General features: G+C 55.8%; 18 protein-coding genes, 1 tRNA gene and 3 pseudogenes. 12 read left to right on the top strand and 10 right to left on the bottom strand.

Annotation, left to right across the window (positions count from 1 at the left end; translation table 11 throughout):
• Positions 1 to 116 precede the first annotated feature (116 nt).
• A tRNA-Lys gene (locus EKM04_RS03480) sits at positions 117 to 192 on the top strand.
• 284 nt (positions 193 to 476) lie between these two features.
• Here the strand turns inward: EKM04_RS03480 and EKM04_RS03475 are convergent.
• Together EKM04_RS03475 and EKM04_RS03470 are read right to left on the bottom strand one after the other, a co-directional pair.
• Positions 477 to 1,673, bottom strand: coding sequence for a YcbK family protein (locus EKM04_RS03475; RefSeq protein WP_183897191.1), 1,197 nt, complete (start codon positions 1,671 to 1,673; stop codon positions 477 to 479).
• 150 nt (positions 1,674 to 1,823) lie between these two features.
• Positions 1,824 to 2,264, bottom strand: a complete 441-nt coding sequence (locus EKM04_RS03470; RefSeq protein ID WP_183897190.1) for a VOC family protein — start codon at positions 2,262 to 2,264, stop codon at positions 1,824 to 1,826.
• A gap of 188 nt (positions 2,265 to 2,452) precedes the next feature.
• Here EKM04_RS03470 and EKM04_RS03465 point away from each other — a divergent pair, with 188 nt between their 5' ends.
• Together EKM04_RS03465 and EKM04_RS03460 are read left to right on the top strand one after the other, a co-directional pair.
• Positions 2,453 to 3,031 (top strand): cold-shock protein, encoded by a 579-nt coding sequence (locus EKM04_RS03465; RefSeq protein WP_174153316.1) that lies wholly within the window; start codon positions 2,453 to 2,455, stop codon positions 3,029 to 3,031.
• Positions 3,031 to 3,516: a DUF192 domain-containing protein gene (locus tag EKM04_RS03460; protein WP_183897189.1), complete on the top strand. Its 486-nt coding sequence runs from the start codon at positions 3,031 to 3,033 to the stop codon at positions 3,514 to 3,516. Before EKM04_RS03465 ends, EKM04_RS03460 begins: the two co-directional genes overlap by 1 nt.
• 42 nt (positions 3,517 to 3,558) lie before the next feature.
• On the opposite strand, the gene EKM04_RS03455 is transcribed toward EKM04_RS03460, so the two are convergent.
• Complete coding sequence (locus EKM04_RS03455) at positions 3,559 to 3,807, bottom strand: BON domain-containing protein (RefSeq protein ID WP_174153318.1); 249 nt, start codon at positions 3,805 to 3,807, stop codon at positions 3,559 to 3,561.
• Between the two features lie 188 nt (positions 3,808 to 3,995).
• On the opposite strand from EKM04_RS03455, the gene EKM04_RS03450 reads away from it, so the two are divergent.
• Positions 3,996 to 4,265 (top strand): DUF982 domain-containing protein, encoded by a 270-nt coding sequence (locus EKM04_RS03450; RefSeq protein WP_174153363.1) that lies wholly within the window; start codon positions 3,996 to 3,998, stop codon positions 4,263 to 4,265.
• Between the two features lie 223 nt (positions 4,266 to 4,488).
• Here the strand turns inward: EKM04_RS03450 and EKM04_RS03445 are convergent, their stop codons facing one another.
• On the bottom strand, positions 4,489 to 5,202 hold the full coding sequence (locus EKM04_RS03445) for an outer membrane protein (RefSeq protein WP_174153319.1): 714 nt from the start codon (positions 5,200 to 5,202) through the stop codon (positions 4,489 to 4,491).
• 265 nt (positions 5,203 to 5,467) lie between these two features.
• On the opposite strand from EKM04_RS03445, the gene EKM04_RS23005 reads away from it, so the two are divergent.
• Complete coding sequence (locus tag EKM04_RS23005; RefSeq protein ID WP_350310106.1) at positions 5,468 to 5,779, top strand: hypothetical protein; 312 nt, start codon at positions 5,468 to 5,470, stop codon at positions 5,777 to 5,779.
• 140 nt (positions 5,780 to 5,919) lie between these two features.
• Here EKM04_RS23005 and EKM04_RS03440 read toward each other — a convergent pair whose 3' ends face one another.
• Positions 5,920 to 6,687 carry an isocitrate lyase/PEP mutase family protein gene (locus EKM04_RS03440; protein WP_183897188.1) on the bottom strand — a complete coding sequence of 256 codons (768 nt, stop codon included), beginning with the start codon at positions 6,685 to 6,687 and terminating at the stop codon, positions 5,920 to 5,922.
• A complete protein-coding gene (locus EKM04_RS03435; RefSeq protein WP_183897187.1) occupies positions 6,684 to 7,757 on the bottom strand; it encodes a bifunctional transcriptional activator/DNA repair enzyme AdaA in 1,074 nt (357 codons plus the stop codon). Before EKM04_RS03435 ends, EKM04_RS03440 begins: the two co-directional genes overlap by 4 nt.
• 252 nt (positions 7,758 to 8,009) lie before the next feature.
• On the opposite strand from EKM04_RS03435, the gene EKM04_RS03430 reads away from it, so the two are divergent.
• Both EKM04_RS03430 and EKM04_RS03425 read left to right on the top strand, forming a co-directional pair.
• Positions 8,010 to 8,129 carry a transposase gene (locus EKM04_RS03430; RefSeq protein ID WP_183897266.1) on the top strand — a complete coding sequence of 40 codons (120 nt, stop codon included), beginning with the start codon at positions 8,010 to 8,012 and terminating at the stop codon, positions 8,127 to 8,129.
• Positions 8,130 to 8,209: 80 nt separating this feature from the next.
• Positions 8,210 to 8,353: pseudogene (locus EKM04_RS03425) on the top strand (IS701 family transposase); the annotation flags it as partial.
• A gap of 145 nt (positions 8,354 to 8,498) precedes the next feature.
• On the opposite strand, the pseudogene EKM04_RS03420 reads toward EKM04_RS03425, so the two are convergent.
• Positions 8,499 to 9,258 (bottom strand): annotated as a pseudogene (locus EKM04_RS03420) (IS701 family transposase); the annotation flags it as partial.
• Between the two features lie 275 nt (positions 9,259 to 9,533).
• A complete protein-coding gene (locus EKM04_RS22880) occupies positions 9,534 to 9,659 on the bottom strand; it encodes a hypothetical protein (protein ID WP_268842318.1) in 126 nt (41 codons plus the stop codon).
• A gap of 796 nt (positions 9,660 to 10,455) precedes the next feature.
• Between EKM04_RS22880 and tssI the strand changes: the two genes are divergently transcribed.
• The 5 genes from tssI to EKM04_RS03395 are packed head-to-tail and all read left to right on the top strand — an operon-like array spanning position 10,456 to position 16,801.
• Complete coding sequence (tssI, locus tag EKM04_RS03415; RefSeq protein ID WP_183897186.1) at positions 10,456 to 12,717, top strand: type VI secretion system tip protein TssI/VgrG; 2,262 nt, start codon at positions 10,456 to 10,458, stop codon at positions 12,715 to 12,717.
• A gap of 15 nt (positions 12,718 to 12,732) precedes the next feature.
• A complete protein-coding gene (locus tag EKM04_RS03410) occupies positions 12,733 to 13,851 on the top strand; it encodes a DUF2169 family type VI secretion system accessory protein (protein ID WP_183897185.1) in 1,119 nt (372 codons plus the stop codon).
• Complete coding sequence (locus EKM04_RS03405; protein WP_183897184.1) at positions 13,848 to 15,338, top strand: DUF4150 domain-containing protein; 1,491 nt, start codon at positions 13,848 to 13,850, stop codon at positions 15,336 to 15,338. The genes EKM04_RS03410 and EKM04_RS03405 overlap by 4 nt, the downstream gene beginning before the upstream one ends.
• Positions 15,339 to 15,355: 17 nt before the next feature.
• Entirely contained in the window at positions 15,356 to 16,489 is a 1,134-nt protein-coding gene (locus EKM04_RS03400; protein ID WP_210290157.1) for a hypothetical protein, read from the top strand.
• A gap of 45 nt (positions 16,490 to 16,534) precedes the next feature.
• Positions 16,535 to 16,801: a hypothetical protein gene (locus EKM04_RS03395; protein ID WP_234911003.1), complete on the top strand. Its 267-nt coding sequence runs from the start codon at positions 16,535 to 16,537 to the stop codon at positions 16,799 to 16,801.
• A gap of 94 nt (positions 16,802 to 16,895) precedes the next feature.
• Here EKM04_RS03395 and EKM04_RS03390 read toward each other — a convergent pair.
• Together EKM04_RS03390 and EKM04_RS03385 are read right to left on the bottom strand one after the other, a co-directional pair.
• Positions 16,896 to 17,854: pseudogene (locus tag EKM04_RS03390) on the bottom strand (IS3 family transposase); the annotation flags it as partial.
• Positions 17,830 to 18,012: a hypothetical protein gene (locus tag EKM04_RS03385; RefSeq protein WP_183897183.1), complete on the bottom strand. Its 183-nt coding sequence runs from the start codon at positions 18,010 to 18,012 to the stop codon at positions 17,830 to 17,832. The gene EKM04_RS03385 and the pseudogene EKM04_RS03390, both read right to left, overlap by 25 nt.
• Between the last annotated feature and the right edge of the window lie 100 nt (positions 18,013 to 18,112).

The raw sequence follows: 18,112 nt of genomic DNA, 5'->3' as shown, positions 1-18,112 counted from the left end.
ACCGCAGACCTGCCCCTCCCTATGTTCCGCCCACTTCCGACGGGCGCTTCGCCGCCAATTGGAACGGGCGCAATTCTGCCGATAAGGCGTCGAAATGCGTGTCATGAGAATGGTGAGAGAGGCTAGCTCAGCTGGTAGAGCAGCGCACTTTTAATGCGCGGGTCGTGGGTTCGAGTCCCACGCCTCTCACCACTTTTCAATGAAAAACCCTCATGCTCTCTTCTATAATCGAGATATGCAACGCAGATCCGTGGCGCGACGTTGTTTATCGGCAGATGAGCCCAAGTCGCATCTATAGTTTGATGACGTCGAGAACAACAGCACGACGGCTGAGACGCCGTGAAATCACGGTGACATGCCTGCCTGTCGTTCGCCGCTGACACCCGGACACACTCGGAAAGCCGACATTTTGTGTCGTGTCGTCGAATGTCCATGCCGATCATAAGGCAGAAAACTTTTTGGGAGTCGACGCGAGATCAGAGGCTTTTGGACGTACGGCGGCAACGCCAGTTCCAGTCACGCGGCTCCCCCAAATCCATGTGAACGGATTCGGTATGGCAATAGGTGCCAACGCCACCACGATCTGGAATGGAGCGAAGATAATTGGCCAACTCCCATTTGGAAACGCCGGTGACCTGAATGTCCGCCGCATCGCACGTATAGTGCTTTGACCCTTGGGTCGTTGCTTTTGGCGAACGGTAACCGGACGTGACCATTGCACGCCGCCCGTAATGGGCTTCCACTTCCTTGATGCGACGGATCATCTCGGGTTTGAAGCAGCCGACATTGACCTGTTCCGTTTGGAGGAGCAGCCCGTTGGGCGCCACGCGGCTGAGACCGGAAAGCGAGGCAAGCTTCATCAGGCCAGCAGGCTTGTCGTCGTCCTCGGCATGGCTATCGTCGAATGCATCACTCATCGTCGAGCGACCGGCCAATGCGATACCGGCTTGAGCAGGCGCAGGCAAGGCAGCGATCTGGGTGAGGCCCTCGGACGTGCCTACACTACGCTTGTTGGCGGCGCTGGCAAAAAACGCTGCAATCGGCACACCTGACGGATCGGCGGGAAGCTTGCCGCTGACAGGTTCGGTTTGCGCAGCCATCTTCGGTGCGGTATTGGGCATCGGCGCGACTGCGGAGTTTTCTTGTGGCACGGGAGCCGGACCGGCCTGCGGCGGCTGCGCGCCCTCAGGTGTCGAATAGACGCTGTTGAAAGCCGGCGCGACTTTGGGCGACGCCGAGTAGGCTGGAATGTTTTCTGTTGAAGAGCCTGCTGCGGGTATCACAGGGGAAGCGGAGCTCGCATAGATGCTCAGTGAGCTCGCAGAAATACCGGTCGGCTGTGTCGCAAGGCCAGACATCTGTGGCGCTTGCCCATAAACCTGGGGCGTGCCCGGCGCCTGCGCAGTGGCTGCAACAGGCGACGGCGCCTGGGCTCCGTTGCCGGAAACCATGGCCGGGTCCACATAACCGGGAACAGCGTGTTGATTTGCAGCGAGCTGAGCCTGTTCCGTCGTGGGTGCGCCGGGGGGAGCTGCGGCAACGGCTGGCGCCACGCCCACCGACGCATCCTTGTCTTCCGATACCGCCGAAACGCAGCCGGTAAGTGCCAAAAGAAAAGCGGCAGCCAGGCAGCGTTGAGCCTTATATGCCGAACTGCCGTTTACGATGTTCAAGGCCAGGCCTCCGCAGATGCGTTTCAAACAGACCGGCGCTGTCGCGCAGCGTTCCCTCAAAGCGATGAGCACCTCGTAGGTTTAGGGACGAAATGCTCATCTGGCAACGCTCATGCGGAGATATGACAATCCACAGGTCGTGGAATCACCTTACCAAGAGCCAGTATTCTCCATGGATATCCACGGCTCGGCTGGTGCAAGGCTTGCGCCTTTTTGCAATATTTCGATGGAGATGCCATCCGGAGAGCGCACGAACGCCATATGACCGTCCCGCGGCGGGCGGTTGATCGTTACGCCACCGGCTTGAAGCTTCGCGCAGGTCTCGTAGATATCATCCACCTCATAGGCCAGATGGCCGAAATTGCGCCCGCCGGTATAATCCTCTGCATCCCAATTATAGGTGAGCTCCAGGCACGGCGCCTTGTTATCGCGTGCGGCGGCAACATCGTCTTTGGCAGCAAGAAACACCAGCGTGAAGCGGCCTTTATCATTCTCGATCCGGCGAACCTCGACAAGCTCGAAAAGATGACAGTAAAATTCCAGGGATTTTTCGAGGTCTTTTACACGAACCATCGTGTGCAGATATCGCATGTACTTCTCCTTTGATTTCTAAACTTGCCGTTACGGCAGGTAAGTCAGCCTTGAGCAAGCCCAAAGACATAAAAGCAGGTGGATAAATCAAAAACTAGGGCTTGCGCGAAACCGTTACCAAGATGTTAATCTACCGTTAGGGAATCAGTTGACCGGTAGTGGTGTATGCGTAGAGGGGCTGGGGCGAAATGGCTGAAAGAATGTCGTCGAAAAATATAGCGGAATTCGAAGACTTTTCGAGTGATGCGGTAGACCTCATCGAGATCACCGGGGTCGTGAAGTGGTTTGATGTCGCCAAGGGGTTTGGCTTCATCGTGCCGGATAATGGCATGCAGGATGTGCTTGTACACGTTTCCTGCCTGCGGCGCGACGGTTACCAGACAATTCTGGAAGGCACGCGCATCGTAGCGCTCATCCAGCGCCGGGATCGCGGTTACCAGACATTCCGGATTCTCTCCATGGATCAGTCCACGGCAATTCACCCGTCGCAAATGCCGCCTGTGCGGACCCATGTTCAGGTCACCCCATCCAGCGGGCTGGAGCGTGCGATCGTCAAATGGTTCAATCGTACCAAGGGTTTCGGTTTTTTGAGCCGTGGCGAAGGCACAGAAGACATCTTTATCCACATGGAGACGCTGCGCCGCTTCGGCCTCGCCGAGCTTCGTCCCGGTCAAGTGGTTCTCGTGCGCTTTGGCGATGGTGACAAGGGTTTGATGGCGGCTGAAATTCACCCCGACAATCCGGCACCGATAGGCATGGCGCACTGATGATCGCGACATTGTTGCCGAAGTCCATCGTGAGCGCCCTCGCTGCGCTCACGTTTTGCGTTGTGGCTGCGCTACCCGCGGCGGCGGCAGAAACCTTTCCATCCGAGCAACTGACGATCCAGACCGCAGAGGGGAAGACGCATCCGTTCACCGTTGAGCTCGCGACGACGGACGGTCAGCGCCAACAGGGACTGATGTATCGAAAGACGATGGCGCCGACGAACGGCATGCTGTTCGATTTTGGAAAAGACCGCGATGTCACGATGTGGATGCGCAACACGCTCATTCCACTCGACATGCTGTTCATCTCGAAAGAGGGAAAGATTGAGCACATCCACCCGAACGCGGTTCCACATTCGGAAGCGATCATCAGCTCAAACGGCGCCGTGCGCTACGTTCTGGAGCTGAATGGCGGTGCAGCAGAAAAGTTGGATATCAAGCGCGGCGATACCGTGCTCAGCAAGCAGATCGGCAACGCTCAGTAGCAGCCGAAGACCGGGCGGCAACCGCCCGGTAGCATGCTCACATCAGTAGCAAGGCTCGATGTGGCTCAGGATACGGCAGTTCGTAATGGATGACGCAAGGTTGATAGCGATATCGATTGCCTCGACGGAGTCAGCCGTACCTTCCAGATAGATGACGTCGTTGTCGACGGTCGCCATGATGCTGGACTTCTCGAGACCAGACTCGAATGCCAGTGCAGACGTGATAGCTTGGCCGACGCCGGCCAGACGGTCACCAAAGAAGCTTTCCTGAATTCCAGACATATTGAACATGATCGGATCTCCTACATCGTGAGCGGTAAACGCTTGATTCGTATTTTCGTTCATCTTCAGTTCATTAAGTTGTTCATATTCCATTCATCTGCCGAAAAGGGAACCCCTGGATCGTTCACATTTTACGTGAGCGGGAACTAATTCGTGAATCTGGTGTTTCCGAGCCGGACGACGGGAGGAGGATCCCAATGCTCATCCATAGAACGGAACCATGCCATCACGCTCGCTGGGTCAAACCGGTGGCGATCCATCTGCCGCTCTGCGCAGCCCTGGAAATCTACAGTCCGCTGATCGCGCTCGATATACTCATGTATCGCTGGCCCAACGATCACGGCGCCGAATATGAAGAGGCACGTCGCAACTGCCTGGAAGCGATCGAAGGCAAATGCGACATCGAAAAAGCGCGCGAGTCGTTTCTGCTGGCCAGCAATCACGCACATGTTTTAAACGTGCACTGAGGCTGTCAAACATCTGGCAGACACGCCAGGTAGCACTCAACAAAAACGCCCCCGGATGGTCTCCGAGGGCGTTATGCTTTTCCCAACCCACCGCTCTGCTGCAGCCGGATTGCGACATCGATTAAACGATTGAGGGCTCGCGGCATTGCCACGAGCCCTCATTTTTCCACGGATGCCCTGCCCGGCCCAAAACCTTGGTTGGGTTTGGGCTAGACGCCGGTTGTTAAAACTGGCGTCTGAAGCCTGCGGTGATCGCATGGCTGCTGAAATCGGTGTTGGACGTGCTGCCGTCCGTCGCCGTAAAGTTGAAGTTGTCAGCCGCTGTGTAACGGTAACCGATATCGAACGTCGTGTTGCTGAACAACGCGCTGTCTCTGAAGAAAGAGATCGTATCCAGCTTGATACCAACGCCTGCGTCGAGGTGGTAGGCGAACTTCGTGTCGTCATCGTCCATGGCAATGCCACTGACGCCTTGGCGGTGCAATTCGAGATTCATAGCACCAACGCCGCCGCCGAGGTAGGGCGTGAAGGCCGTCGATGTGTTGATGTCGAGATAGCCGTTGACATAACCCTGGATCGCGCGCGCTTCACCAAAGGACGAACCGCCGAAGTTGACGCCACCAATGGTGTGTTCATTCACGTCAGCTGTGCCATAACCGACTTCCAGTTCCAGGCGTGGAGAGACGATGCCGTAAGAGCCGAAGCTGTAACCTGCACGCAATGCACTGTAGAAGCCGGTGTCGTAATCCGTGCTGACACCTGTACCAGCAAAGCCAAAGCCGGTGTCGTCCATGAACGACACGCTGCTGAGCGAACCCAGATAGAACCCACCAGGGTTGGATGCAACAACTGGCTCAGTCGGAGTGACCATATCGGCTGCATGTGCGGAAGAGGCAAGGAGCCCGAGTACACCAACAAGCTTGAGAACGCGCTTCATAAAAAAACCTTTCAGTACCAGCCCCCGCCGATGATTCTGATTTGGTCACGGTACGGCGCGATGGTCCATGATTTTGAAGCCATCAGATTACCTTGCATAACCCAATATCATCACACCGTTGCCAACTAGCAACTGATCGGCAGCTTCCCCATAATCAAGTACCACATCGATCCATGGGAGGTCTGAAATGGCCGTGACGTGGTGAAATTCGCTCCAGGGCGCGTCGCGCTAATTTCCTTGCTCGGCCAACTTCCTCGCTGTCAGCCTGGCTCGTCCTCTTGAGGAACTCACCCTTCTCGACATTCATCGCGCTGTCGGGGAGCCTTCCATATTTGCGGTCGGACCAGCCTTCGACATGCCTGGTTGTCCTATCGAGCAAGCGGTCAAGGACGTCTTAAATGAGGCGGAGGAGCTTTTGCGCAAAAGGTTTGCGGCAGTGAGCCTTGCCGATGTAGCCAGGACCTTTCCCCACGTTGACCAAGACAACGGCCGTGAAGAGTGTTCCTCTCAAACCATGCAGGCTTCACCGCCGCACCGAAGCCGAATGAGCCGTCGACCTTGGACGCGTCTGGTCTAGAGTTCTTTTCGTCTTCTACGTGGGTTTAGAGGACAGCTTGGTTGACATTGACCGCTCTGGCGCGAAGCAGCTCCTTCGAGCATGACGTCTCCAGAACATTGAAAGGGTCACAGATATGCTCTACTGCTCAGTGCATCCGTTCAAACTACGTGGGCCGTTTCGCTTCTTTTTTCGAGCGCAGACATCAGAGCGATATATGGTACCGGTCCTAAGCTGATACGGCTGACACCTGACTTGACTAACTTGCCAAATTCTCGAGTGCTCGTCGTCATGATATTGACCGGCAGAGTTGCCACGTCACAGACTTGGCGGATCAACGTATCATCAGTCAATCCAGGCACGAAGAAGCCGTCAGCGCCGGCCGACGCATATGCCTTTTCGCGTATAAGCGCTTCCGCCATGAGACCGTCGTGTGCGGTTGCCGGATCGGCCTTCAAAAAGACGTCCGTCCGGGCATTTATAAATGCTGGAACACCCATAGAATCGGCCGCATGGCGAGCCGCTCGTATCCGACAGACTTGATCCTCAACACTGTAGAGACCGGGGCCATCCACGATCTGGTCTTCAAAATTGAAGCCGACAATGCCGATTTCCAATAATTTGTGAACATTTCGTCGGACAGTTTCAGGATTGGCAGCATACCCACCCTCGAAGTCAACGGTGACCGGCACGTTCACCGATTTTGCAATTCTTGCGACGGCTGCTAGCATATCCTCTAGGGGAAACTGTTCGCCATCTTCGTAACCTTGGGCGGCAGCCATGGACCAACTACTGGTCGCAACAGCTTTCGCACCAGCTCGCTCCACGGCCTTTGAGCTACCGGCATCCCAGACATTGTACAGGAACAGAGGGGATTGAGGCGTATGTAGGCTTCGGAAAAACTGGGCATTTTCGATTTGAGATGTCACGCAATGTGTTCCTTATTTACTGATCTGAGCTGGCGTTCGATTTCGATAAGCCGCTGTTTGCGCCAAAGGCCACCGCCATATCCAGTCAGAGACCCATCTGCTCCGATGACTCTATGGCAAGGAATCATCAGCGCGATTTGATTGGCACCATTGGCGCGTGCCACGGCCCTAGTTGCCGTAGGGCGTCCGATCTGGCGGGCAATTTCAGAGTAGCTTCGGGTTTCGCCAGCAGGAATTTCGCGCAAGGCATCCCATACTCGTTGAGTAAAGGGGCTGGCGGGCACTGCAAGTGGCGTCAGAAACCTGTCGGAACGGGCAGCGAAATACTCGATGAGTTCTGCCGTAGCCTGCTCTGAGGGAGGCATGATGCCGATGCCTATACCCTCCCTACAGTCCTTTTGTAGCTTTTTCAGCTCCCCAGGAAGGCCCTTTCGATCCACGAATTCAAGAAGATGAAGATGGCTTCGGCTACTGACGGAGATCATATCGCCCAGTGGCGTCGGTATCCATGTTGCCCGCAGCAGCTTATCCGGTCGCAACTCAGATGGAGACTGGCCGAGAAGACGAGCAAATGCGGCGCGAAACGCACTGGCCGATTCAAAGCTCGCTTCGTGTTGAGCCATAACGACTTTCCCGCCGACAGCCAACGTCTCGAACCCTTCGCGGAGTCGCCGTTGACGCGCCATCTCTAGGAATGTCATTCCGAATTGCCGCCTAAAGCTTCGCCGAACGGTTGAGGGGTCATAACCGAGCCTGATCAAATGGTCTTCAGACCAACGGAGATCCGGCCGCGTGTCCAAAGCGTGCAGGAGGGCTGTAATCGCAGGATCGGCAAGTGCGGCTGCCTGGAGAGGGTGGCAACGCTTGCAGGGGCGAAAGCCAGCCTCAACACACTCCCCGATCGTGGGATAGAACGTACAATTCTCGCGCTTCGGCTTGCGCGCGGGGCATGTCAGACGGCAAAAAACGCCGGTTGATGAAACACATACGAAGGCCTGCCCATCGAAACATTCATTCCGGGCGAGTAGAGCTGCATAGAGTGTGTCATGGTCTGGAAGGTCAAATAACATGCGACTTTTCTAGCCTCGTTTGAGGCGATTTGCCGTCGGTTTTCGGGCATCTATTTTTTTTCGTAGCAGTTGGTTCACATTTTTCTACGAGAAATCCAGTCCGAATTCGACCTATCTTGCCGAACCGGCTACGATAGCAATGCCCTGCGGGCAACGATCAAAGACATGGGCGCAGAAGCGGTCATCCCGTCCAACCGTACCCGTAAGGCACTCATTCCTCACGATCCCTTCGTCTAAAAGCATCGTAACCGCATCGAACGCTGCTTCAATCGGCTCAAGCACTTCAGACGATTTGCCACCCGCTACGAACGCACAACCATCCACTTCAAAGGCTTCATCCATCTCGCAGCCATCATGCTATGGCTACGGTGAATGTCGATTGGGCCTATCATTACAGTTGCGTATTTTTATGACTTCTGAATCTATAGGTCTCGAAGGTTCGGAGGTCATGGATGATGGGTGCATCGATCGAGACAGCGTTAGAACTTTGGGCATCGTCGCTGCGTGACGTTAAAGTGCGTATGCGCGGATTGTTTACGCAGGAGCGCGTTGCCGCATCAGCGAACCTTTTCCTGGACGGCTTGTTAGCCTTACAGTTGCATTTTTAGTTCAAATGAGCGGGTCGTGCGGCAGCTTGGTGCGCTCGTCGCCAACGTGACCATGCGATGATATAGGCGGGCTTTATACGCCGCTGAGCAAGCTTGTTTGCAAGGCGTCTGACCTCTTGGATGGACCAGCGGATCAGATCCTGATGGTCGGCATCCTCGGTCTTTTTCGGGGTGCCGCATTATTGGCGCGATATCGGATGACAGCCATCATTGCGAAGGCGAGCATGACGAGCGAGACATGGCGATGCCAGCCATGCCACGAGCGGGTCTCGTTATGATCGAGGCCGAGTTCGTTCTTGGCTGTCTCGAAGCTATCTTCGATCGCCCAACGGTGACCTTCGACGGATACGAGCGTCTGAATGCCTGTTCCGGCCGGGCACCAGGTCGTGAAGAATGCGAGATCACTATTACTGGATATTGCGCCGGATCAACAAGCCACGCGTCCAAAGCCCGGTTTGCGTCTCACTGTATTCGTCAGCATCGAGATCGGCTCGTTCGCAGTAGGCCCAGTCATGAAGCCGGGCGCCTTTTGTGCCATCACCGGCGGAAAGGCGCTGCCATGCAGCCGGATCGAGATCACGGGCAATCTCAAGAGCGGTTCCTGCGACGAAAGGCTTACCTGACCAAGCGCCAAAATGATGGTCAGATTTAACCCCAAGAACGTAACCTTTGCAGGCTCGGCGTAGCGCCCCTTCGACGTCTCCGACGCCATACACAGCGTCTGCTGCCACCCATGAAAACGGCACTTTGGCTGTCAGCGCTCGCCGGATCATATCGACAGCAAGGGCAGGCTTGGTAGCGAAGGCTACAGCTTCAGGAACATGAGCGGCGGCACGCCTTGCCGGATCGCTGGTCCAACTCTTTGGCAAGTACAAGGCTCGATCGATATCCGCGCATACGCACTTTAACATCACGCAGCGACGATGCCCAAAGTTCTAACGTTGTCTCGATCGATGCACCCATCATCCATGACCTCCGAACCTTCGAGACCTATAGATTCAGAAGTCATAAAAATACGCAACTGTAATGATAGGCTAAGTCAAGCGGCTTGGTCTCACGAGTTTTATCCGCCATTGATTCTGTTAGCCGCCCTGTTCACCGGAATCAATGCTGTCTGCCAGCTTGCTGTCGTCTGGACGCGGTTTGGGGACGGGAGCCACAAGCGGCGTCACGTTACCGACAGGCCATCGGTCGCTTCCGTGTCCAGCACAGTTTTCGGGGCATCTTCGCAAAAGGCTAAGGATGGGATTGCCGCCAAGATCACGAGCGCTACTTCGCCAGAGCGAATGGTCATGAAGCGTTATCTTTCGACTCCCGTTCAATATCTCAGCCTTTGCCGTGAGGTCTGAATTTCTGGGGAGCGACAGCGATATCTCCGCGAGCTGGCCATCACTGAGAAACGGTGGGCTCGCACTGTTACCATCTTCAATGGATAACACCTCTTCCGTATGCCTCACACCTCATAATCCTGATCTGCTTTGGCCTTGGTGCGGGAGTTTAGACGCTGAACGCAACGTGTTTGCCGATGTTCCCCGGTTCTCGGCCGACACTACGGTGGCGTCGTCTGCGGCTGTTGTTATACTCTCTTTTGGCTCGCCGCCCGCCCAGCCCGTCTGAGTTCTTCGATCGTCAGTTACCACCATTCCGCTCCATCGGGCACAGGTGTTTTCGACGGCCACGCCTGCACAAGCTCCTCGAACGTGGGTTTTCGCCAAATTCCCCAAACATGGTCGTTGGTGACGCCGGGGTGGAATTCGCCGACGATACTGTGCCGGTAACTTTGATAATTCTCGGGTTGTTTTCGATGGTCATATGTAGCCCTCATTGCTTCTGGTGACGCTCCCGTATTTCGATTAAAAGTTCCGTCATCCTGCTAGGGCACGAGTGCCCGATCAGCGACGTTTATCCGAAGACCTTATCGTTGAGCTCACGCTGATTTCGCGACGGTGCAAATGTCATGTCCGCGATGGACAAGCTGTCTGCGCCTTATTTTCGTAGAATCCTTGCTTTTGCCACAATGATTGATTGCATTCCGACCAGATTTTGACAGCTGATTGATATTTTGTCTCATCCGATCACCGGGGTTCCCCATGACCGACCAGCCTTCGTCGTCCGATTTCATCCAGGCCAGCCGTGTTTTGAAGGTCAAGTCGCCGCTCGGCGAAGACCAGTTGCTGCCGGAACGGATGGTCATCAACGAGGGCGTTTCGCAACTCTTCGAGATACAGTTGAATGTTCGCGCCAAGAAGGAAGCGGTGAAGCCAGAGGAACTGATCGGTCGTCTGGTCGATGTCTCGGTCGAGGTTCAGCAGGGTGAAGACGATGGTGGCGTGCGCCGACCCTTCAACGGCCTCGTGACCGACCTGCATGAGGGGCCACCCATCACACGTGGCTTGCGGTCCTATGCCATGACCATTCGTCCGCAGATGTGGCTTCTGTCCCGCCGCTCGGATTGCCGCATCTGGCAGAACAAGACATCGATCGATATCGTTGAAACCTTGTTTTCCGAGCACGGCATTCCAGCACCGGATACGTCAGGCATCCTTTCACCACCACCTGCGCAAATCTACAGCGTGCAATATAACGAAGACGATTTGTCGTATCTTCTCAGACGTTTAGAGGAAGATGGACTTTTTTACTGGTTCAGCCACGAGGACGGCTCTCACAAGCTGCATGTGGCCGATACCGCCAATGGATGGCTTGGGCCATCGCATTCCGCTCAAGGCGAAGGCAGAGTGAGATTGGCACAGGGATCATCGGATCGCAACCACATCAATGACTGGGCACGTCGCTTTTCCTATGTGCCCGGCCAGCGCGCGGGCGCCGACTGGAATTTCGAAACGCCCTCGATGGTGCCGGGTACGATGACACCGTCTCTGGTGCAGATGCCGGACGCGACCAAGCGAGAGCTTTATGAATACCCGGCCCGTATCAAAACGGTGGAAGAAGCCGAGCGAGCCCAAAAACTACGAGCACAATCGATCGAGGCGGACCACGATCGCGTTTTCGGTGGCTCGACATCGCGCATTCTCGAAGCCGGTCGTCGCTTTACGCCCTATGAGGAAGCCCATCCCGAGCACGAATACGAAGAGCACGTCATCATCAGGGCCAGCCATACCATCGTGGATCGCTCTTACGAGACCAACAGCAACGAGCCGGAATACCGCAACGCCTTCGAGGCCATTCCCGCCCGCGTGCCCCTCACCCCGCACCGCACGACCAAGCGCCCAAAGATCGAGGGCACGCAGGTGGCGATCGTCGCGGGTCCCGAGGGCGAGGAAATCCACCCAGATCAATATGGTCGCATCAAGCTGTGGTTCCCTTGGGACCGCAAGGCGAAGAAGGATGGGACGGATACCTGCTGGGTAAGGGTTAGTCAGGCATGGGGCGGGGGCACATGGGGTGCGCAGGTCATTCCACGCATCGGCATGGAAGTGATGGTCGCGTTCGTGGATGGCGATCCTGATCGACCTTTGGTGACAGGTGTCGTCAACAACCCGAAAAATTCGGTGCCCTACGATCTTCCCGCTAACAAGACGCGGATGGTCCTGCGCTCCAACACGCACAAGGGCGATGGCTTCAATGAAATCACCTTTGAGGATGAAGCAGGCAAGGAGAACCAGTTCTTCCACGCACAAAAGGACCAGACGACCCGCGTGCTGAACGACCGCACGAAGCGCATCGACCGCCACGAGGTGGCCTCCGTTGGCGGCAACCGTGCCGTTGAAGTCTCGGGCAACCAGAAGCATGAGATTGGGGGATCGGTAAATACGGTCGTTGGCGGGACAGGCCCGATGGCGATGATGGCGATGGCGGGCGTGCAAGCCCTATCGGGTCACACCGCCGGACTGCTGTCGCAGGCCGCTCATATCGCGGGCGGCGGTGGTCCTGGCGTGGCGGCATTCGCCACGACACTCGCTTCGTCCGCCCTCGGCTTCCTTGGCGCTGGCGGCATGTCGTCACGAGAGGGTGTGGTATCAGGCCCCAGCCCGCGGTCTGACGCAGGAACGGCGCTTGCAGGCTCAGGTACGGGTGTGGGCACCGATGCTTCCGGTCTCTTCCCGCTCCCCGGCATCATGAACACCATCGTCAGCACCTTCAAGTCAGATAGCGTGGGTGTCGCGCATGCCGAACAGATCGGTGTCAGCAAGGTCACGAATGTTGGGCAGACCTCGCTGGAAAGCGTGGGCAAGTTCAAGAAGATCGCGGTCGGCGAGGAGTTCGTCATCGAGTGCGGCGATTCCAAGTTCATCATGAAGTCCAACGGCGAGGTTATCATCCTCGGCAAGACTTTCAACTTCGTGGCGACCGATCATTTCCAGCTTCGCGGCAAGCCGATCGATCTGAACTGATGGAGGGGCTGGCACGTGGAGCTTGATAATCGACTTCCGTTTCCCGCCATGGCCTTTCGTCAATTCGACACCGAGGGCGAACTGGATTGTGTCGTCTCCGTTCGCGCGACATTCACGCATGTTCAGGACGGTATGCTTGAGATCGCCGAGGAGCAGGAAAGCTTCCAGTGGGAGGACGCCTACGAGGGCGATCCGCATCAAACCGCCCTTTTGCGCCAGAGCGATCTCACCCCCGACAAACCTGGAACTGACGTCACGTTTCTCGGACATGCCTGGTCTCCTTCGGGAGAGCCTGAGCCGTCCTGGCGAGCCTCGTTGAAGCTGGGACTGGTGTTCAAGGAGATCGACGTTTCCGGGCCACGCTTCTGGGAGCCCGTGATCAAGGAGAAGTGGGCCGGGTTTTCCGCAAAGGAGCCAAAGCGTGTCATCGCCGACTGGACGCTGACGGAACCCGAACCAGCAAGGAGTGTCAGCGTCTGCTGGCGCAACGCCTATGGTGGAGCGATCCCCGGCACTGGCGACATCGAAACGGAGACACCTGTTGACGTTGAACGCAGGAACCCGCTCGGATGCGGCATCGTCAACCTCGAGATGCCATCCAACACCCAGCCCGTACCAGCGCCTCAGATCACCGCACCCGATGAGCCGCTGGACTGGCGGCAAACGCCGGAGCCTCAGGGGCTGGGTCTCGTGTCGCCGTGGTGGCGTTCGCGACAACAACATGCGGGAACCTACGACGACGACTGGGTGGAACAACGGCACCCTCTCTTGCCGCGCGATTTCGATCGTCGCTTCTGGCAGTCCGCACATCCCGACCTGATCACGGCTCCCCATCTTCGGGGCGATGAAGCATATGAGCTGTCAAACTTGCATCCTCACTACCTGGTCGCCCGAGGCGAGCTGCCTGGTCTCAAGCTCGGCGTTCATTGCTCTCGCGAGGATCGAGACGACTGGCACGTACTTGAACTGGACGGTGTCCAGTTCGACTGGCGTAACGATGGGCGGGTCCTGCTAACCTGGCGGGTGAGATTTCCGTTGCCAGATGCAGGTGAGACGACCCTCACCTTGACGCGTGTCCGGTTAATACCGCCGGAAGTCGAGACTGCCAAGGTCAATGAGGGAGAGATGGCATGAGCATCCCTCGCGACGATTATACCGGTGAACCGGACTATCCGGCCCCATGGACAACAAAGAAACCTCGTGAAGGGCTTCGGGACATAGACGAAGCTAAAATAGTTTATTTATCACCAGACGTCTGCTGGACCCCGGTGGGTTCGTCTGTCGTGCCGATCCCGTATACGGTCATGGATTTCTGCAGTGATGATAAAGATTACACACCGTCTGTGCGCTTTACGCGCAAGAAAGCCATGGTCATGCGCTCTTGCACGACGCATGTGCATGGCGATAGGCCAGGCGTCCGCAAGGGCCGCATATCGGGGACGGTCGGAGACATCTGTGAACCTATCGGTCACGCCGATCAGGTTCGCGCCGAGGGTTCGCACGTCATTCGTCACCTCGATCGTTTCCACATGAACAGCCGTAACACGGTTGGTGAAGCAATTTTCGTTCGCGGCACTCAAACCTTCGATCCCCCGAAAGAGAATGATCCAATAAGAGGGTCTTTGAGAGCGCAGCCAAAGCCAATCGAGGTCGCGTTGGACACGAGCTCGCCGGAAGGCCAAAGGCTTCTTAAAGAACTGATGCGCGATAATCCTGCGAAACCCAGTTCGCTACCTAAGATTCCCACGCCGCCGCCGTCGGGGACCAGCACGATTTTACAGAGGCTTGGAATTTTCGGCAGGGTATTGGGCAGCGTGGCTGCACCTATGGCGCTCATTACGAGCGGCGGAACGCCTGATCTGGACACCGCAATTTTGGCGGACAATGCCGCTAGCAGGGCGCTGGAGGGAATAACTCCGCTTGGTACAGAGGAAAAAGCTCTGTACGACGCAACGAAGCAGCGTATTTCGACACATATATACGATGCCTACAATGACCCGTTCAGCAGTCCCGACGAGAATTACATCGAACAGGAACGGAAATATCTCGAACAACATCTGAAGATTGATCGATCGAGACGGTTGGCGACCGCTCTGAAAGAGGGAGTGAGGATCGACACTTCGAACAAGGACGAATGGCCATGTGTCGTTGGGCCTTACAAATATGTCAAAATGGTCTGCCCGGGTGAAGCCCACCACATCATACCCGACATGGTCTATCGCATTGGCAACGCGCCTTCCAATGAGGCTGAAAAGAATTCCAAAGCTGGGCGTATCAAGAATTCTCCGACTTACAACGAGGGACAGGCAATTTGTCTCACGACCGGGATGCACCGAACCGATGATGACGCAGTCCATAAGTCCCTTAATCCCGCACTCTCAGCGCTCGGCCTGCGCTATAGACCACAGGGAACGGCACCACTTGGTGAAATTAGAGGAGAGGTCAACAAGGCGATAGATCGCGTTCCCGAATTACCGGAAAAGTGCAAGAGAATGGCAAAGCTGGCGGCGATGGCCCAAGTGGGAGAAAATGAGGAGCAGCCCGGTAGAACGACTCTTCGGCCTCCGCAGTTGCCAGGAGGCAAGGACGTAATAGATAGATTACAAGCGGGGAGTTACTGAGGTGAGGAGTGGCCACATTGGATAAGATAATAAGACTAGACGCGGCAATTGCATTCGACAGTGACACCTTCTGTGCCGTATTTAGTGAAAACGACAGCGACGATTCCTACTCTTACATCCTCACATATGAGGGGAATTTCGAACAGCCTTGGTCACGGGCGGACGTCCCTCGCAAGATCGACGGGTTGACCGGAAAACTCGATAGCGAAGGTCGTCCCGTCATTCACGCTGTTAGTGACGAAGGGGATGTTTATACAATTTGGCCGGGCAAAGCTTCTCAACACATGAAGATTATCGGTGCTGGCGTGTATTCCGAGGATGCGACCGGGTTAGGATACATTAACTCAGCGACCCTCGTTGATGATATGATCTTGGTAGCTGGTTATCATTCCCAACTCTATCGTATCGCCGGAGAAAAGACCGAATGGTTTCACAAGGAGAAGCTGCCTACAGCCCCTCAGGGCTTTGAATACCTCGCTTTCGGCACGGTACGTGGCGACACCGGCACTGATATGTACATGAGTGTCGTCTATTTCCCGGAAAATTCCGCTAGAGGCCTGACGGACGAGGAGAAAAAACGGCGAAGTGAACTGATTAAAGAAGGACGCTACGAAGAGGCGCTTGACTTGGAGGAGTCCGCGAAGGAAGGCCAGACACGCGTTAACGAAGGTCGCCTCCATCACTGGGACGGCAATGAATGGCGAATGGTGGCTACGCCGCGTTCGGGGAAATTTTATTCTGAGCCGGCAGTTCTTTCGGATATTCTAATCGAGACCAATGATCGCGTTTGGGCAGTCGGAAACAACGGCGTGATTCTCGTCGGCAACGCCCGCGACGGATTTCAAGACATTTCATTTAAGGGGAACGATGAGAACCTGCGTTCGATCACTAAATTCCGTGATCGGATGGTCATTGCCTCGGACTATGCTCTGCACTGGTTCGACGAACACATACTTACCCCACTCAAACCCGTCCTTGACCCGAACATTAACAAGAGCATTCCAACGCCTCTTAAGGTGCAAGCGGTAGGCGACGTACTGTACTACTTCGACTCCAAACACGGCATCCAAACGTTCGACGGTAACGATTGGAAGGCAGTGAAAGTACCTCAGGAGCTTCTCGAGCGCGAATTCAAGGGGACGGAGAACTAGAACTGGCTTCTGATGTGAGAAGCGACAGATCGGAGCGCCGACGCTATGGATCACGACGGAGGTTTCGAAGAGCTTTACGGAGAGTGGGACCCCCGGCTCTATCACGCCGCCATGGCAGATGATGACCGTCATTTCGCGGTCTTAGTCGGCGGACCGCGGTGGGATGATCCCTACACGATAATTCTCACCAGAGACACCGAGAAGCAGACTTTCTCGCGTTCGGATGTTCGAAGGGAGTTGCGCGACATTCGTGTGCTACCATCCTCGACAGACGGTGGTCTACCTTCATATGTAACAATCAGCCTGACCTGAGACCCATCTTCCCTTCAGTTTTAAGGAGAGTCTGGGGTTTTCTGCACTGAGCCCCAACATTGGACCGCCGGATGTTAGAGTTTTCCGGCTTTCTTCACGATGACGGGCTGGTTGCGCCACCGGGATTATGTATGGCAATCGGGACGTTATATCCGATTGCCGAGTGAGGACGGTCCTCATTGTAGTATCGACGCCAAGTCTCCAACTTTTCGCGCGAATCCGCAAGGGTTAAGAACCAATGCGCGTTCAGGCACTCTGCTCGCAGCTTGCTGTTAAACGCCTCGATAAAGCCGTTATCGGTCGGTTTTCCAGGCCGAGAGAAGTCCAGGGTGACGTTGTTGGCATAAGCCCAAAGGTCGAGGTCGCGGGAGATAAATTCGCTGCCGTTATCAACCCTGATCGTCTTGGGATAGCCAGCCCCTTTACAAATACATTCCAACGTCTGAACCACATCCTCACCGCGATAGGTGAACCGTGCGTCGGTCGCGGGGCAGTAGCGAGAATGCGTATCCACAACGGTCAGGATGCGCAATTTCTTACCTGTCGCGAGCTGGTCGTGAACGAAATCCATCGCCCATACATCGTTCGGACCAACGGCTATCTGGCGGTCGTCCCGAAGCTTTGCCTTCACCCGACGCTTGGGGCGCTTATTGCGCAATTGGAGACCTAACTCGCTGTAAATCCTACGTGTCTTCTTCATGTTGATCGTCCATCCATCACGGCGCAAGTGGACATGCACGCGCCGATATCCGAACCGCACACGCGTTTCACATATTTCCTTAATCCGCCTTTCGAGAGGGGCCTGCCCGGTTCTTCGGGATTTGTAGTGATAGCTCGAGGTGTCAAACGTCAGGACCTTGCAGGCCCGTCTGATCGATATCCCCCAATCCACCAGCATCCCGTCGATAAGCTTGCGCTTGCGGGCAGGCCTTAGAGCTTTCGGCGGATGACGTCCTGCAGCATTTCGCGATCCAGCGTCAGGTCGGCAACGATCCGCTTCAAGCGGTTGTTCTCGTCTTCCAAAGCCTTCAGACGACGCATCTCGTCGGGCAGCAGAAAGCCGTGGCGAGCATGTAAGTGAGATGCCGCAGCGGTGTGCGATCGGCAAGCGCTCTGTCTAGAATGCCATCCATTCCCTGTACCTGGGGCACCGCAAGCGCTCCGCCAAACAGAGGTCCGCGCACGGCGTCAAAGAAAACTTGCTTCTGCATGAAAAAAGGCTCCAGTCATGAACTAGTTGTTCAGTCCCGGCATTTGATGGATCGGATTTAGGATGAAACGATTTGGCTCGATTGTCCATCGTTTGCAGAT

Source organism: Rhizobium skierniewicense Ch11, from assembly GCF_023757665.1.
GTDB classification, from domain to species: Bacteria; Pseudomonadota; Alphaproteobacteria; order Rhizobiales; family Rhizobiaceae; genus Agrobacterium; species Agrobacterium skierniewicense.
This window is presented reverse-complemented; position numbering and strand designations above follow the sequence as displayed.

Coding starts and splice junctions, on each gene's coding strand:
- EKM04_RS03385 (WP_183897183.1), bottom strand. CDS start 18,012: ATGCAGAAGCAAGTTTTCTTTGACGCCGTGCGCGGACCTCTGTTTGGC.
- EKM04_RS03395 (WP_234911003.1), top strand. CDS start 16,535: ATGGATCACGACGGAGGTTTCGAAGAGCTTTACGGAGAGTGGGACCCC.
- EKM04_RS03445 (WP_174153319.1), bottom strand. CDS start 5,202: ATGAAGCGCGTTCTCAAGCTTGTTGGTGTACTCGGGCTCCTTGCCTCT.
- EKM04_RS03465 (WP_174153316.1), top strand. CDS start 2,453: ATGGCTGAAAGAATGTCGTCGAAAAATATAGCGGAATTCGAAGACTTT.
- tssI (WP_183897186.1), top strand. CDS start 10,456: ATGACCGACCAGCCTTCGTCGTCCGATTTCATCCAGGCCAGCCGTGTT.
- EKM04_RS03455 (WP_174153318.1), bottom strand. CDS start 3,807: ATGTTCAATATGTCTGGAATTCAGGAAAGCTTCTTTGGTGACCGTCTG.
- EKM04_RS22880 (WP_268842318.1), bottom strand. CDS start 9,659: ATGACCATTCGCTCTGGCGAAGTAGCGCTCGTGATCTTGGCGGCAATC.
- EKM04_RS03450 (WP_174153363.1), top strand. CDS start 3,996: ATGCTCATCCATAGAACGGAACCATGCCATCACGCTCGCTGGGTCAAA.
- EKM04_RS03470 (WP_183897190.1), bottom strand. CDS start 2,264: ATGCGATATCTGCACACGATGGTTCGTGTAAAAGACCTCGAAAAATCC.
- EKM04_RS03460 (WP_183897189.1), top strand. CDS start 3,031: ATGATCGCGACATTGTTGCCGAAGTCCATCGTGAGCGCCCTCGCTGCG.
- EKM04_RS03405 (WP_183897184.1), top strand. CDS start 13,848: ATGAGCATCCCTCGCGACGATTATACCGGTGAACCGGACTATCCGGCC.
- EKM04_RS03435 (WP_183897187.1), bottom strand. CDS start 7,757: ATGTTATTTGACCTTCCAGACCATGACACACTCTATGCAGCTCTACTC.